The organism is Paraburkholderia hiiakae, from assembly GCF_904848665.1.
Classification (GTDB): domain Bacteria; phylum Pseudomonadota; class Gammaproteobacteria; order Burkholderiales; family Burkholderiaceae; genus Paraburkholderia; species Paraburkholderia hiiakae.
Genome location: NZ_CAJHCQ010000017.1, coordinates 133,005 through 149,121, shown reverse-complemented (window position 1 = coordinate 149,121; position 16,117 = coordinate 133,005). Strand labels below are relative to the sequence as shown.

Below are 16,117 nucleotides of genomic sequence, written 5' to 3'. Positions count from 1 at the left end.
CCGCGATCCAGATTGAGGTCGAACGTTACGCGCTTGCAATTACGAAGAGAATCCCTCACGATCAAGATTCATCCTTCCACTATTTGATAGGGTCCATGAATCGCCTCGAAGCCATGGCCATCCTCGTTTCGGTCGCCGACGCGGGCAGTCTCTCGGCTGCCGCACGGCGCCTCGACATGCCGCTCGCAACGGTCAGCCGCAAGGTTGGAGAACTGGAATCGCACCTGAAGACGCGTCTGTTTCACCGCACGACGCGAAAGCTTTCATTGACGGAAGCGGGCAGCGCCTACGTGGCCGCGTGCCGGCGCATCCTAGAAGACATCGGCGAAGCCGAGCGCGCCGCAACGGGGGAATACGCCGCGCCCAAAGGCGAGCTCGTGGTCACCGCGCCCGTTGCGTTTGGCCGCTTGCACGTGGTGCCGGTCGTGGCGGAGTTTCTCGCGCACTATCCGGAGATCGATATCGATCTCCAGCTCACGGATCGCGTGGTTCATCTGATGGATGAACACGCGGATGTCGCGGTCCGCATTGGCGAGTTGCCCGATAGCACGTTGGTCGCGACGCGAGTCGGCACGGTGCGCCGGGTCATTTGCGCAAGCCCCGCCTATCTCGCGAAGCACGGTGTGCCCGCTGAACCCGTGGACCTCTCCGGCCACCAGTGCATTACCTTCGAGGCACTCGCGTCGCTGCGCGCGTGGGCTTTCGGCTCCGGCAAGCCGGAGCAGTCCGTGCCGGTTCATTCGCGGCTTGCCGTGAATACGGCGGACGCCGCAATCGAAGCCGCGATCCTCGGCGTGGGGCTGATACGCGTGCTGTCCTACCAGGTTGCGCATGCCGTACGCACCAACGCGCTTCGCGTCGTGCTCGACGCGTTTGAAACGGCGCCGCTGCCCATCAATCTCGTGCACGCAGGCCAAGCCCCCCTGCCGCTCAAGCTGCGCGCTTTTCTCGACTTCGCGTCGCCGCGCCTGCGCGAGCGCACCGCGGGCGAACTCGCCAACGCCGTTTCGGCGTGATCGCCTGAACCACCGGCGCAAAGGCGCTGCGCGCTCGCACCGGAAGAGAATCCGTTAACATCGGGAATCTCTCTTCCAGTAATCGAGAAGACCATGGACCGTCTCGAAGGGATGTCCATCCTGGTCGCAGTCGTCGATGCAGGCAGTTTGTCAGCGGCGGCCCGGCAGCTCGGCCAGCCGCTGGCGACAGTCAGCCGCAAGGTCGGCGATCTCGAAGCGCACCTGAAGACCCGTCTGCTCCATCGCACCACGCGGCACCTGTCGCTGACCGAGGCCGGTGAGTCCTATGTCGCGTCGTGCCGGCGCATTCTCGAGGACATCGGCGAAATCGAACGCGCCGTGACCGGCGAATACGCGGCGCCGAAAGGCTCTCTCGTGGCCACGGCGCCCGTGGTGTTCGGACGGTTGCACGTCGTCCCTGTCATGGCCGCATTTCTCGCGGCCTATCCGGAGATCGACGCCCGCCTCGTGCTAACCGATCGCAACGTCAATTTTCTCGAAGACCATGTGGACGTCGCCGTGCGTATCGGCGAATTGCCGGACAGCAGCCTCGTGGCGATACGTCTTGGCGAAACGCGCCCGGTGGTGTGCGCGAGCCCCGCGTATCTGGCCGAGCGCGGCACGCCGCATAACCCGGCTGAGCTTGCCAGTCACGCATGCATTGGTTTCGAGGGAATCAATTCGTCGCGCGCGTGGACGTTTGCCGACGGAAAATCGGAACAGAACGTACCCATCCGCGCGCGGCTCGTGACGAACACGGCGGAATCGGCCATCGACGCCGCGACGCTCGGGACCGGTTTGACGCGGGTTCTGTCTTATCAGGTCGCGAGTGCCGTAGCAGATGGACGGTTACAGCTCGTTCTGGAAACCTTCGCGCTGGCACCCGTGCCGATCCATCTCGTCCATGCCGGCCAAACGCCGCTGCCGCTCAAGCTGCGCGCGTTTCTCGACTTCATGTCGCCGCGCCTCAAGGCGCGCATGTCCGCCGTTTGAATTCCCCGCGTTATTGAGCGCGAGTATCAACTGTTATTCATCGCAGGTGGTTTCTGGCAGCCTCGTTCGTGCGTAACCTTGGGTCGCAACAGAGCAAAGACACGGCGAAACGCAATGGACATGTCAGCAATCACCGCAATAAAGGCTTCCGCACCCGTCGAACATGCGCTTTCGGAGCAGCCCGCGTGGCGCCGCGTGTTTCGCGAAGACGCGCTCTCGGTCGGACTGATCCTGCCGCTCGAAACGCATCCGGACTCGGCCATTCCGACCATGCGCGATCATGTCGCCATGGCGCAGCGCGCCGAGGCGATGGGCGTAGCCGCGCTGTGGATGCGCGACATTCCGTTCTACGACCCTGCGTACGGCGATGCGGGCCAGATCTTCGAACCTCTGGTGTATATCGCCAGCCTCGCGGCAGTGACGAAGGAGATCGCGCTCGGCACGACAGGCATCGTCTTGCCGATGCGCGAGCCGCTTCTGCTGGCCAAGCAGGTGAATTCGCTCGACCAGTTGACGAACGGAAGGCTGCTGCTAGGGATGTCCTCGGGAGATAGGCCTTCCGAGTACCCCGTCTTCGGCATCGACTTCGATACGCGTGGCGAGCGGTTCCGCGACGCGTTTCAGACTTACCGGACGGTGAGCGAGCAGCCCTTTCCGGTGTTCTCCTCGCCACGCTTCGGCCAATCGGGCGGCTCGCTCGACATGCTGCCCAAGCCGCCTTACGGTCGCACGCCGGCCATTGCCGTTGGCCGGGCGCAGCAGAGCCTCGAATGGATTGCAGCGCACATGGACGGTTACCTCGGCTTCGTGCCTGGCCCCGCCGCGCTCGAAACATTCGTGGGCAGTTGGAAAGACCAGGTCGCTCAGTCGACGGGCAGCGAAACCTTCAAGCCCATCGCGTTTGGCGGCTTCCTGTATTTGCATCCGAGGCCCGACTACCCGTTCCGTTCAATCAAGGGGGGATTTGCGATCGGCAGCCGCTCGCTCAGGCATTTCCTCGAGCAGGCGCGCGAAGCGGGCGTGAGCCACGTCGCCTTGAATCCGAAAGTCACGCCGCGCCCGTATGGCGACGTGCTGGATGAATTGCACAGCGAAGTGCTGCCGTATTTTTGAAGTCCACGTCGCCGGCTCTGTGCGATGTCACGTATCCCGGAGGTTTTTTCATGCAAGACGCGAATATAAGTGAAGCGCTGAACGCGCACTGGCAAGCTTCGGCGGCTGGCAATCTCGAAGCCGAGCACGACATCTACGCCGACGACGCCATCTGTGACTATCCCCAATCGGGCGAACGCATTCTCGGGCGGCGCAATTTGCAGGCGCTTCGCGGGCATCATCCCGGCAAGCCGGCCGGTTTCAAAATCAGTCGAATGCAGGGCGAAGGCAATCTTTGGGTGACTGAATACACCATCGAATATCAGGGGCAATCCGCTTTCACCGTCAGCATTATGGAATTCCGTGACGGCAAGGTCATTCACGAGACCCAGTATTTTACGGACTCCTTCGAAGCGCCAGGTTGGCGCAGCCAATGGGTTCAGAAGATTGCGTCCAGTTAGCCAATGGGGAAACCGCACGCCGACGATGACAACGCCACCTGGCAACAGGCGCTTTCGGCGGTTCACGCCATGATCTCTGGACGCAAACGCAAGCTGACAAACGAGGAAGAAGCCGGCCATACCCCCGCCGGCTATCGTCGAGCGCGCGGCGTAGTCACGCCGCGCTTCGCTTATTTGGCCGCGGCCATTGCGAATTCCGCGCCCTTGTCGATGCTGTCTGGCCAACGCTGCGTCACGCTCTTGTAGCGCGTATAGAAGCGCACGGCTTCCTCGCCATAGGTATGATGATCGCCAAACAGCGAACGCTTCCAGCCGCCGAATGAATGCCACGCCGAAGGCACCGGACTCGGCACGTTAATGCCCACCATGCCGATTTGAATCTGCCGGGTAAACGTGCGTGCTGCAGCGCCATCGGCCGTGAACAGCGTGACGCAATTTCCAAATTCATGTGCGTTGACAAGAGCAATTGCGCTGGCGAGATCCGGCACGCGCACCACCGAAAGCACCGGCCCGAAAATTTCTTCCCGATAGATTTTCATCTCGGGCTTCACGTCGTCGAAGAGCGAGCCGCCGAGGAAGAATCCCTCTTCATGGCCGGACACGGTATGGCCGCGCCCATCGACAACGAGCTTCGCACCGGCTTCGACGCCGGCATCGATATAGCCCAGCACCTTGGTACGATGCGCGGCGCTGATGAGCGGCCCCATGTCCAGATCGGGCTCCAGGCCCGAACCGATGCGCAGTGTCCGCACGCGCGGCGCAAGACGCTCGATCAACTCGTCGGCAACGCTCCCCACCGCCACCGCCACCGAAGTCGCCATGCAGCGCTCGCCGGCCGAGCCATATGCCGAATTGATCAGCGCATCAACGGCTTGATCGAGATTCGCGTCGGGCATGACGACTAGGTGATTCTTCGCACTGCCAAGCGCCTGAACGCGCTTGCCACGTTTGGCGCCTTCCGCGTAGATATATTCGGCCACCGGCGTGGAGGCGACGACCGACATCGCCACCACGTCGGGATGCTGGATCAGCGCATCGACCGTGCCCTTGTCGCCGTTCACCACGTTGAAAACACCCTTGGGAAAGCCCGCCTCCACAAAGAGTTCCGCCAGCCGGATCGATGACGACGGCGTGCGCTCAGAAGGCTTGAGGATGAACGTGTTGCCAGTCGCGGCCGCCATGACGAACATCCAGCACGGCACCACCACCGGGAAATTGAACGGTGTGACGCCGGCGATCACGCCCAGCGGCTGACGCAAATTCCAGCTGTCGACGCCGCTGCTGCTTTGATCGGTGAAATCGCTCTTGAGCAGATTTGGAATACCGCATGCAAATTCGACGATTTCGATGCCGCGCATCACCTCGCCCCTGGCGTCCGAAAGCAGCTTGCCATGGTCGCGCGTAATGAGTTCGGCGACTTCGTCCAGGTGCGCCTCCAGCACTTCCTTGAACTTGAACATCAAACGCGCACGCTTGAGCGGCGGCGTTTCGCTCCAGGCCGCGAACGCGGTTTTCGCGGCAGCGACAGCGGCGGCAACCTCGGCGGTGTTCGCAACCGGCACGCGCGCCGAAATCCTGCCCTGCGCCGGATCGTATACGTCGTTGAAACGCCCGCTCACGCCCGCAGTACTTTGACCGTCGATGAAATGATTCAGTTGGCGCACCGCGCCCTGGTTTGCTTCGCTCATACGTCCTTCCTTTAGGGGTCTGGGCGCTGCCCGGGAACAAGGAAGGTCCGCATTGCAGCGCGCATCAAGTCAAGTGGCTGGGCATCTCCATGACTCCCCGCCAGGATCGGAAGTCATTGGCCGCCGACGAAAACAGTCTACGTTTTACGGCTCTCGTCTGATGCGCTAGCTGCGACGGTTTGGGGACATTCCCGGCTCGTTTCCGGCCATCGCGATGCGACCGGCGCGTCAAGCACTCACCGGCAGCGAAGCGTTGCCTTGTGCGGGAAGCGTGAAATGAAAACTGACGCCTGCGGATATATTTGGCGTTACCCATAACCGCCCTCCGTGGCTTTGCACGATCGAGCGGCAGATAGGCAGTCCCATACCGAGGCCTTCGGGTTTGGTCGTGAAAAACGCCTCGAAAACGCCCTCCAGGTTGCCGGCAGCGAGGCCCGGCCCGGAATCCTGGACGGTAATGCAAAGTTCGTTTTCATCGGCCCTTCCGGTTCGGATCAGAAGCATTCGCTCGCCGGCTTTCATTTCGCCCATTGCTTCGATGGCGTTGATGATCAGATTGAGCATCACCTGCTGCAATTGCACCCGGTCTCCTTGAATGCGTGGCAATCCCTCTGCGAGTTCCACCGTAAGTTCGACCCCGGACTTGCTGGCTTCGCCGCGCATGAGCGCGATCAGTTCGCGAATCATGTCGTTGACGTCGAGTCCGTCCGTGCGCAGCGGTTCTTTCTTGAAGTAGGCGCGGGTCCTGTCGACAATGCCATTGGCGCGCTCGCTGTCCGCGACGATCCGGGTGAGCGCGAGACGCGCTTCGTCGAAATTCGGCGGGCGGGCTGCGAGCCAGCGCAAGGCCGCACTCGCATAAGCCGCGATTGCGGTGATCGGCTGCTTCACTTCATGCGCGATCGACGCCGATAGCTGCCCCATCGTCGCCACGCGGTTCGAATGCGCCAGCACGTTCTGAAGTTCGCGGTAGCGTCGTTCGCTGTCGTGCACATCCTGCTGTGCGCGCTTCTGGTCGGTCAGGTCGAGTATGAAAGCAACGCCCTGCTCCTCGCGCTCGCCAAACGCCGCCGCGCCAACCATGACCGACACCCGGCTGCCATCTTTGCGAAAGTATTCCTTCTCGAAGGGCTTGGCGCTTCCCGTGGCTCTCAATTCGGCCCTCGCGCGTTCGTCGCGCTCATGCCATTCGGGCGGAGTGAGATCGGGCCAACGAATCTGGCCGGAGCGGAGATCTGCCGCGGTGTAACCCACGATGCGCAGAAATGCGTCGTTCGCTTCGGTGACATTCCCTTCGAAATCCCAAATGTGGATGCCGATGATATTGGAGTCCACGAGGCGCCGGACCTTTGCTTCGCGCTCCTGAAGATCGGCATATAGCCGCGTATTCTCCAGAGAAATGGCGGCCTGCGACGCGAGCAAGTCGAGCAGTGCGGAGCGGCGCGCGGTGAAGACATGCGAAGTCTCGGTGTTCTCCAGATACAGCAGGCCGCCGAGCTTTCCCTGCCTGACGAGCGGCAGGCAGAATACGGAGCGCGTTGCGCCGCTCGCCAGATACACATCTTCTGGAAAGAGACTGGATGCCAGCGCATCGTCGATGATGACGCGCTTGCCCGTGTGCATGACGTAACGCAGCAGCGCGGCGGCCGTGGCAGTGCCGGTATCCGGCAAGCGCTTCACTTCGATTCCATTGCCGTTGATACGCGCTTCCGCCTCTATGCGGTAGCCGTCTGGCTGCTCCGGCACGATCAGCAGCCCGCGGTCCGCGCCTGCGGTCTCCAGCGCTATCGTCATCAGGCGTTCGACCAGGCTCGTCAGTTCGATCTCGCTGGAAAGCGCGTGCGACGCCTTGAGCAGCGTGGCGGCGTCGAACTGGCGCCAATCGAAGCTGAGCGTCGACGTCAGCGTGCTCCCCTCCAGATCGGCGAGGCGCGGAAACTCGCTGTCGAGCTGGATGATCTTGCTTTGCGCGCCCCACGCGTCGAAGCACCGGCGCGCGTTGCGCAAATGGGCTTCGGCGCTCGTCGCAAGGCCAATGCGCAAACAGAAGCGGCCGGCAAGTTCGCTGGCAATGGCTTCGTGATGCGAAAAGCCATTCTCGCGAGCGGAGCGAATGGCCTCCTCGTACAGACGCATGGCGTCGATATCGCGGCCTTCCAGACGCGCGAGTTCCGCGCTGAGCAATGCAAAGCGGTTCTGATAGTTCTCCGGACAATGTGCGGCCCACATTTCGAACTTCCCGAGTGTCCCGGCAAGCATGCGTTCGTAGATTTGCCGCTGCTCGGAAGAGGCCTCGGGATAAAGCGCCGTCAAGGTGAGCATATGAAAGAAGTGAAAGGTCGGTTCGATCGCCAGCGCCATCACCGAACTCAGAACCGCCTGTGCCCGCTGCGCGCCCTCCAGCGCGTCGACATAGCGGCCATCGAGATACGCGAGAATGACCTTGACGATTCGATAGACGCCAATGGCACAACCGAAATTCGACTTGACGATTACCTCGAAACAAGCGGTTTCGTCGAATGTCTCGTCATTCAGATCGAACGGTTTGGCCGTCTTGCCCCGCAAACTGATCACGCACTGCCGCTCAACCCGAATCAATTCGTAGACCGCGTCGTTGTGGCTCTGCCGCATGAGTGCCGCGTACTTTTCGGCTATCGCCTGCACATCTTCGAGCGTGGCCCCGCTTTCCAGCGACTGCCAGACCGCATTGAACGCGACGTTGCCCGCAAAGACCAGGTCGCCCACTTCCATGCATTCGGCAGTCGCCCGTTCCAGCACCGGAAGATTCGCGGCAATGTGGCGGCGCCAGAAATTGACGTGGGCGCCATACAGGTGAAGCAGCTTGCCATTCAGGTGCCGATTACCGAATCTCTCGTTCAGCTTCAGTGACATCTCCGAAACCTCAACCGCTGTGGGAATATCGCCGATCAGTGAAACCAGCATGAGCGCGTAATTGCCGAACGCAAAACTGGAGTGATCGGTATTGCCGTGTTGCAAGGAGAGATTGACCGCCTTGAGCGTGATGAGCGGATAAAACGCGGGCCGCGCGGCAAAGGCACAGTTCATCGCCTGAAGGAGAAGATTGACGATCGCATGGATCGCGGGGTCCGTCGCCACCGGCGCGTCAACGAGTTCGCCGATGGACCGCCCCGCCCGGTTGACACGAACGTCCTGCAACGCGGTATGAAAAGCCGCCTGGATATCCTCATCGTTTTCAGGAAAACGGATATCAAAGCCGCGAAGCGCAAGCAGCGCGACCGCGAAGCTTTCGTCGTATCTTCCCGCAAGCTGATACAACTCGATGCGCAGGCTGTACACCTTTGCGCGATCGAGACTGGAGCGCGCCGTGGCGAGCATCATGTCCGCCAGGGCATCTGCTTTCGCAAAATCGCCCACCAGATATTCGCACTCGGAAAACGCGAGATAGAGCTCGAATGTGCTCTCGTAGCGCTGCGTCCACGCGTGCGGCGACAGCAGCGCCACGCCCTGCGCCAGATAGCCGCGCGCGGCCACGTACGCCGTCGAATTCATGGCGCGCCTGCCTGCGATGAAGTTCAACGCGACAGCCTGCTCACGCTCCGTTTCCTGCGCGATCAGCGCCGCGCCGCGATTGAGATGGTTGACGATGTCGAAAATCGCATCTTCGAGCGCGTCTGGCGGCGTGCGCGATACGAGCACACGCCCGATGCGCAGATGCGCGGCGGCGCGCTCGCTGGCAGGAATGAGCGCATACGCGGCCTCCTGCACGCGATCGTGCGCGAATTCATACACATTGGCCTCGCGAAACACTAACCCTGCTCGCACAGCTTCCCATAGGTCCGCGTGCATCCGCTCTTCGGAGCCGCCCTGAACCCAGGTCAGCGCAGCGACTTCGGCGACGTTACCCAGGCACGCCAGTTGGCCAAGTGCGTCACGCGCCGCGCTCGGCAACCGGCTCAATTTCGCCGCCATCAAATCGGCGACGTTTTCGGTGTAGCCCTTCGCGCGAATGCGCGGTAGTTCCCAGCCCCACTTCGCGGCTCGCGGGTCGAATGTGAGCAGGCCTTCATCGGCGAGCGCGGTGAGAAACTGGATCGTGAAGAAGGGATTGCCGCCGCTTTTCTCATGCGCGAGTTGAGCCAACGGTGCGGCGCGCGCGCTGTCACAGTGAAGCGATTCCGCCACGAGTTGCGTCACACTGTCTCGTGTGAGCGGCGCAAGCTCGATCTGCTGCACATTGCCTTCGGCGCGGGCAATCGACTCGAGCGTGCGCGCAAACGGGTGAGCCGCGTCGACCTCGTTGTCCCGATACGCGCCCACCAGCAGGACATGTTTCACTTCCGGATGCGTGGCGAGATGCGCGAGCAGATCGAGCGTCGCCGTATCCACCCATTGCAGATCGTCGATAAACAGTGCGAGCGGATGCTCGGGCCGCGCAAATACGCCGAGAAACCTTCGAAATACGATCTGGAAGCGATTTTGGGCGTCTTGAGGCGGTAGCGTCGGCGCGGCCGGCTGTTCGCCGATGATGAGCGCAAGCTCGGGAATCAGATTGACAATAAGCTGACCGTTGGGCCCGAGCGCCTCCATCAGCGCGCACCGCCACGGCTCGACTTCCGTTTCGCGCTTGCTCAGCAGGTTGCGCACGAGTGTCTGGAAGGCTTGTGCGAATGGCACGTACGGAATGCCGCGGCGGTACTGGTCGAACTTGCCGGAAGCGAATAGACCGCGCGGCGGGACCAACACCCTGTGCAACTCGTTCACGACCGACGACTTGCCGATGCCTGGATAGCCCGAGATCAGCACCAGTTCGACCGACCCGCTCTCCACCACGCGGTCGAACGCGGTAGTCAACGCTTCGATTTGAGCCTGGCGCCCGTACAGCTTTTCGGGAATCAGCAACTGGTCGGACGCGTCGTGCTGCCCTAGCGGGAAGGGTTCGATGCGATGGTGCGATTCCCACGCCGCGAGGCATGAGCGCAAATCGGCCTCCAGTCCCGCCGCAGTTTGATAGCGGTCCTCGGCGGCCTTCGCGAGCAGTTTCAGCACAATGCCCTCGAGCACCTGTGGAATCGCATCGCGGCGCGAGCGTGGCGGCGTGGGCTTGCGCGCGATATGGCAATGAATCCACTCCATCGCGTCCGTTGCCTTGAACGGCAGCGACCCGGTCAGCATCTCGTACAGCGTGACGCCGAACGAATAGAGATCGCTGCGTGTGTCGATCGAACGGTTCATGCGACCGGTCTGCTCCGGCGCCATATAGGCAAAGCTTCCGGCGACGATCTCGGGCGGTGCGGGCGGCTGATGTTCGTGCGGCAGTTGCGAAGCGATACCGAAGCCGGTGAGCCGCACGTTGCCGCTGCTGTCGACGAGCACATTCGCTGGCTTGATGTCTTTGTGAACGAGCCCGCATCGATGCACGTGGCCGACCACTTTCGCCAGATTGACCGCAATGCGCAGCAGGCGCGCGAGTTCGAATGGGCCAGCAAGCGAGCGACCGAGAGGCTCGCCGCCGTCGTCGTCGAGCACCAGCATGGGCGGCTCTCTGTGCCGGTAGAACGCGAGAGGCCGTGCCGCCCAGCTGGAATCGAGCAACGCGGCGAGTCCGTACTCTCGCTCGAGGCGCTTCACGCCCACGGAGTCCGCGCGCGTCGCGACCAGCGCGAGCACCGAGACGGGATCGCTGCGCTTGCGGGCGCGATACAGTGAAAAATCACCGTCGTCGCGCAGCGGCTCCAGCTCGTATCCGACGAGATCCACGACGCGCGCTCCTGTCATGATGCGATTTTCTTCCGCCAATGATTTTGCACGCGTGCTCGTCTTTGCGCCATTGCCAGCGCCGCAAAGTCATCGATTGTCCTGAACAATGATGATGGTGCGCTGAGCCTGCAATGCATCGACGTAAAGCAACATAGGCATCGTACCGGGTCGACACTCCGGTCGCGGGAAAACACTCTTCGAAGAAAAGCGTGCCTTCCGCTGTCAATGTCATCTTTCGATTCGAGCGCTCCAGCAAGCGCACATTCAACCGGGATTCAAGCCGCGCGATGCGCTTGCTCAACGATGGCGAGGAAACGCCCAACTGGCGTGAAGCCTCGGCAAGACTGCCAGTGAGCGCGACGTTGACGAATCCAATGACGCCGGGGAAGTTCCGCGCAATCCCCGGGCGGCGTCGTGAGGTCGATTCCCATACAGGGTCGTGTTCGGACATACGCGTCGTTTTTATCGTTTGAAACCCCTAGCCTGGCGGTTTGACAAGCGGGCATTCGTGCCAGGCACTACCCGCCATATGTCGACTCCCATCCCCCTCCCAGCGCTTTACAGAGCGTGATGAGATTCGTGGCAGCGGCGGCTCTGCTTTGTTCGAGATTGCTTTGTGCTTCGAGCAACTGCCTCTGCACATTCAACACGTCGAGATAGTCGAGCGCGCCGGCCTTGTACCGCTGCTGCGCAACCTGGAGCCCACGCTGGTTCATGGTCACGGCCTGGGTCAGCCGGTCGCGGCGACGCTGTTCGGCGTCGTAGGTGACCAGCGCGTCGTCCACTTCCTGCCACGCGCGCAGCACCGTCTCCTTATAGGCAATCGCGGCCTCCTGTTGTTGCGCCTCACGCAGCTGGAGCGTCCCCTTCAGGCGTCCGCCTTCGAAAATGGGAAACGTAATGGATGGGCCAGCGACAAATTGCCCCGACGCCCAGGTGCCCAGCGTCGAGAGTTGAAGACTCTGAAAGCCCGCACTTCCATTGAGCATGATGCGCGGATAGAAATCGGCCTTCGCCACGCCAATCGACGCCGTTGCCGCGTGCAATTGCGCCTCCGCCTTGCGGATATCCGGCCGGCGCTGCACGATTTCGGAAGGAAAGCCGATAGGGACCTGCGCGGGAAGCACGGGCACTTCCTGCGTTGCGGCGAGCGTCTGCCGCAGCGCGCCGGGCTCTTCGCCGAGCAGCAGGCCAATCGCATTGATCGTCGCTTCGGAGTGCGACTCAAGTGTGGGAATCAGGCTTTCGATATTCTCCACCTGAGCCGAAGCATTCGAGACATCGAGATCCGTCGTGACGCCTTCATGCGCGCGCACCTGCGTAAGCTTCAGTGAGTCGTTGGCGATGTCCAGGTTTTGCTTGGCGATTTGCAGGAGTTCCTGCGTTTCGCGCAGTTCGATATAGTCGCGGGCAAGCTCCGCGCGTGCGCTCAGCAAGACCGCGTTGCGTTCCTCATACGAGGCTTCGGTAAGCGCCGTCGCCTCTTCCACGCTGCGGCGCACGTGGCCCCAGATATCGACTTCCCATGAAGCGTCGAAGCCAAACTGGTAAAGGTTGTAGGCCGGCGAGCCCTTGGAGCCCGGCATCGCCGACACGCCGAGCGGTGCGTTGCCGGAGGCCGACAGCGGTTGACTTTGCGACGGCGTGACGCCAAGCAGCGAAAGAATGCCGTTTTCACTGCCGCGTTCGCGGTTATACGATGCGGCGGTGTCGAGCGTCGGATATTCGGCTGCGCCCGCCACGCGGCGCTCGGCCCGGCTCTGCAGCAAGCGCGCGGAGGCCGCCGCCACGTCCAGGTTCGCGTCGGCCAGTTGCTTTTCCAGGCCGTTCAATACCGGATCGTTGAAAAGCGTCCACCATTCCGGGCCAAATTGCGCTTCCACTGCTTTGCTCGGCGCTTGCGCCGCCTGCGTGCGGTTGAAGACCTCGGGTGTAGCCGACTTTGGCGGTTCGAAGTTGGGGCCGACCATGCAACCCGCTATTGCGACGCATGCGGGAACCGTGAGGAGGATCGCGCGAATGGGGTATTGGCTCGCGTTCATTTTCTTTCCGCTCCCTCGGCCGTCGCTTCTGAACCCCGGCCAACGGCCACTTCCGCTTCCACCGAAAGCCCGACGCTCAATGCCGCTGCAGCCGGTTGGCCGGGATCGATCGTGATCTTGACGGGCATGCGCTGCACGATCTTCGTAAAGTTGCCCGTCGCGTTGTCGGGCGCAATCGGCGCGAAACTCACACCGGTCGCTGGTGCCAGGCTATCGATGCGGCCACGAATCACTACGCCGGGAAGGCTGTCGACCGTCACGCGCACGCTTTCACCGGGCCGCATGTTTGTGATCTGGCTCTCCTGGAAGTTGGCGACCACATACGCCTCCGCAAGCGGCACGATTGCCAGCACCGGCGCGCCGGGCGTGACGAACGCGCCGACCCGCGCCGACCGGCGTCCCACTTTGCCGTCAACAGGTGCGACGATCTCCGTATAGGAAAGGTTGAGCCTTGCCTGTTCGAGCGCCGCTTCGGCGTGTTCCAGTGCGCCCGCGGCCTTGTCACGCTCGGTGCGCAGGACTTGCAGATTCTGATCGGTGGCCGTCAGCACCGCCTGATCGTGCGACTGCTGCGCAAGCTGCTCGGCGAGCGTGCTCGACGCTTGTTGTTGCTCCTGTGCGGCCCCCGCTCCCGCCACGGCAAGATTCTGGTAGCGCGCGGCGTTGGCCCGCGCAAAGCTGATAGACGCAGCGTCGGAGCGCAGCGTGGCGCGCGCCTGGTCGACCAGCGAGGGCTGGCGTGCGATCTGCGCGTCCAGGTTCGCAACCGCTGCCTTGGCTCCCACTACCTCCGCCTCCGCGCTCATCAACGCGGCGCGATAATCGCGGTCGTCGATGCGCACGAGCAGCTGGCCCGCTTTCACGTTCTCGTTATCGTTCGCCAATACTTCCGTGATCTGCCCCGGGATGCGGGGCGCGACGAGCGTGAAGTCCGCGGTGACGTAGGCGTCGTTCGTGGATTCCGAGCTGGGGCGGGACAACAGCTTAATGGCGGCCCACGCAACAATGACGACGACGACGATCACTGCTGCAATACGAAGCCATTTCCGCCTGGACGGTGCGGGGGTGGGTTGGGTCGATGACATGGAAAACGTACCTCAATTCGAAGCCGGTGGCGTCGTGCTCCACGGCGGATAGATGCGCACCGGCAGCACAGGAACAAGAAGAAGCAGAGCGAGCGCAATGCACGCCATCACGCGATAGAGATCGGCCGAAGTCAGAACGACGGCCTGTTCGTGAATACGGTGTGCGAGTTGCCCCAGCGCGAAGGATGTGTCGAGGCCTGCGCTTGCCACCAGCGCGTGGTTGCCCAACTGGTCGACGAGCATGCTGGAATGGAAATGTTCGCGCGCCGTTCCCACGCCCTCTATCAGACCCGTCGCAATCGCGGCGGCGAACGTCTTGACGGTATTGAACATTGCCGAAGCAAACGGGCCTTCCGTTGGCGGCAATCCTGTCGTGACCCCCATCAGGATCGACATGATCACCATGGGCTGCGCAATGATCTGCAGCGACTGCATCAGGTAGAAGTTGTCGCGAATCCACTCGGACGTCATGAAGCTTCCGATTGCAAACGTCGCGAACATCAGGGACAGACCTATCGCGATCACCCAGCGATGATCGGCGCGCCGCGTATTCAGCAAGGCGGCCGTCAAAGGGAGCGTAATCAGCAACGGCATGGCCAGAAGCATCGAGAGCGGCGTTGTCTGCAGCGGTCTGTACGTGTGAATCTGGGCGAGAAATTGTCCAGGGATTGCCGCCACGCCCACCAGCAGGATCACGGTGCCGAGCAGCGTCGAGATTCCATGCGTGAAATTTCTGCGCTTGAGTAACTGGAGCTTGAAAAACGGCACGGGCTGAAACCACTCGTTGACGAGGAACACCACGAGCAACAGCCCACCTGCGCAGAACATGAATCCGATGAACGCCGAATTGAACCAGTCGAGCCGATCGCCTTGCAAAAGCCCCATCACGAGCATGGCAAATGCGGGGTAGCCTGTGATGAACCCAATCCAGTTGAACGTGCGAAAGCGCTCGAGCTTGACCGGATCAGCGGGAAGCCCCTGCGCAATCGCGATACAGCACAGCACGCCGAGCGGAATGATTTGCCAGAACGCCATGCGCCAACTCACGAACTCGGTCCACAACGCGGCGAGCGGTGTGCCGAGCGCCGGCCCGAAAGTCGCCGTCATGGCATAGCCAGCGAGCCCGTACAGCTTGAATTTGGGCGGCAGATAACGCAGCGCCACGATGATCAGCATGGGGGGCAGACAGCCGCCCGAGATTCCCTGGAGGATACGCAAGACGTAGAGCGACGCCAGATTCGGCGCAAACGGGCAGAGCAATCCGAAGAACATCGTGGCGAGCACGGCGCCGATCGTGAACCGCTTGAGCGTAAAGGTGATGCCGAACCACGGAGCAAACACCATTGTGGCGACGTTGGCGGCTTCGAAGAGCGCGGTCAGCCAGGTCCCGTCGTCATGCCCGATGAGGAATGCGCCCTGGATATCGGCCATCGCCGCCGCCGTGACCTGCTCATTCAGGATAGCCATCAACGAAGCGAACAACATGCCGAGCAGGCCCACGATAATGCGCCCGGTAAACGCCACCGGTGCGGGAGCAGGCTGCGCGGGCGCCGCTGCTTCGCGCACAGGGCCCTGATCCGGCGAGCGCGGGGTCGTTGCCGCTTCCGTTCCAGTCGTCGAAGGGTTCGCAGTCGTCATGGCGATCAGTAACTTCTCTCTTTTTCGTTAGCTGTACTGTTTGATGCGGCTATTTCACTCTGGCGTGATTCAGTGCCCCGTTTCCTCGCGCGATGCAATGATCCCGCCATGGGCTCGCCGCGCATTGTTGCTGTTCACCGAGTGCTTTATTGTCAGAGATGAACCCAATTTCATAAAGTCTCGCCTGGCCTGATTTTGGGCCATCTAGTACGAGAATTTTGCCAGGTTGTCCGTTCATGCCTCTGCCGCGTAAGTGCGCTGCGTCAATGCCAGCCTCACTGATTACGCATGGGTCATTTCTGCTCGCTTTTGAGCCAATCCTGGATGCGAAGCGCTACCGGATGGCACACGATGCCTAGAATC

General features: G+C 61.9%; 10 protein-coding genes. 4 read left to right on the top strand and 6 right to left on the bottom strand.

What is annotated here, in order from left to right; genetic code table 11:
* Window positions 1-95 precede the first annotated feature (95 nt).
* From JMY28_RS27870 to JMY28_RS27855, 4 genes are all read left to right on the top strand, one after another.
* Window positions 96-1,016, top strand: coding sequence for a LysR family transcriptional regulator (locus JMY28_RS27870; RefSeq protein ID WP_201699122.1), 921 nt, complete (start codon window positions 96-98; stop codon window positions 1,014-1,016).
* Window positions 1,017-1,109: 93 nt separating this feature from the next.
* Window positions 1,110-2,009 carry a LysR family transcriptional regulator gene (locus JMY28_RS27865; protein WP_201699121.1) on the top strand — a complete coding sequence of 300 codons (900 nt, stop codon included), beginning with the start codon at window positions 1,110-1,112 and terminating at the stop codon, window positions 2,007-2,009.
* A gap of 114 nt (window positions 2,010-2,123) precedes the next feature.
* Window positions 2,124-3,122: an LLM class oxidoreductase gene (locus tag JMY28_RS27860; RefSeq protein ID WP_201699120.1), complete on the top strand. Its 999-nt coding sequence runs from the start codon at window positions 2,124-2,126 to the stop codon at window positions 3,120-3,122.
* Between the two features lie 50 nt (window positions 3,123-3,172).
* On the top strand, window positions 3,173-3,562 hold the full coding sequence (locus JMY28_RS27855; protein ID WP_201699119.1) for a nuclear transport factor 2 family protein: 390 nt from the start codon (window positions 3,173-3,175) through the stop codon (window positions 3,560-3,562).
* Window positions 3,563-3,732: 170 nt separating this feature from the next.
* Here the strand turns inward: JMY28_RS27855 and JMY28_RS27850 are convergent, their stop codons facing one another.
* The 6 genes from JMY28_RS27850 to JMY28_RS27825 all read right to left on the bottom strand — a co-directional run bounded on the left by JMY28_RS27850 (window position 3,733) and on the right by JMY28_RS27825 (window position 15,754).
* On the bottom strand, window positions 3,733-5,250 hold the full coding sequence (locus JMY28_RS27850) for a CoA-acylating methylmalonate-semialdehyde dehydrogenase (RefSeq protein ID WP_201699118.1): 1,518 nt from the start codon (window positions 5,248-5,250) through the stop codon (window positions 3,733-3,735).
* 228 nt (window positions 5,251-5,478) lie between these two features.
* The gene (locus JMY28_RS27845; protein WP_201699117.1) at window positions 5,479-10,989 is read right to left on the bottom strand and encodes a trifunctional serine/threonine-protein kinase/ATP-binding protein/sensor histidine kinase; all 5,511 of its coding nucleotides are present in this window, start codon (window positions 10,987-10,989) and stop codon (window positions 5,479-5,481) included.
* The gene (locus tag JMY28_RS27840) at window positions 10,943-11,440 is read right to left on the bottom strand and encodes a LysR family transcriptional regulator (protein ID WP_201699116.1); all 498 of its coding nucleotides are present in this window, start codon (window positions 11,438-11,440) and stop codon (window positions 10,943-10,945) included. Before JMY28_RS27840 ends, JMY28_RS27845 begins: the two co-directional genes overlap by 47 nt.
* A 67-nt stretch (window positions 11,441-11,507) precedes the next feature.
* Window positions 11,508-13,031: an efflux transporter outer membrane subunit gene (locus JMY28_RS27835; RefSeq protein ID WP_201699115.1), complete on the bottom strand. Its 1,524-nt coding sequence runs from the start codon at window positions 13,029-13,031 to the stop codon at window positions 11,508-11,510.
* Window positions 13,028-14,116 (bottom strand): HlyD family secretion protein, encoded by a 1,089-nt coding sequence (locus JMY28_RS27830; protein ID WP_201699114.1) that lies wholly within the window; start codon window positions 14,114-14,116, stop codon window positions 13,028-13,030. The genes JMY28_RS27835 and JMY28_RS27830 overlap by 4 nt, the downstream gene beginning before the upstream one ends.
* A 12-nt stretch (window positions 14,117-14,128) precedes the next feature.
* Window positions 14,129-15,754, bottom strand: a complete 1,626-nt coding sequence (locus JMY28_RS27825) for an MFS transporter (RefSeq protein ID WP_201699113.1) — start codon at window positions 15,752-15,754, stop codon at window positions 14,129-14,131.
* Window positions 15,755-16,117 lie beyond the last annotated feature (363 nt).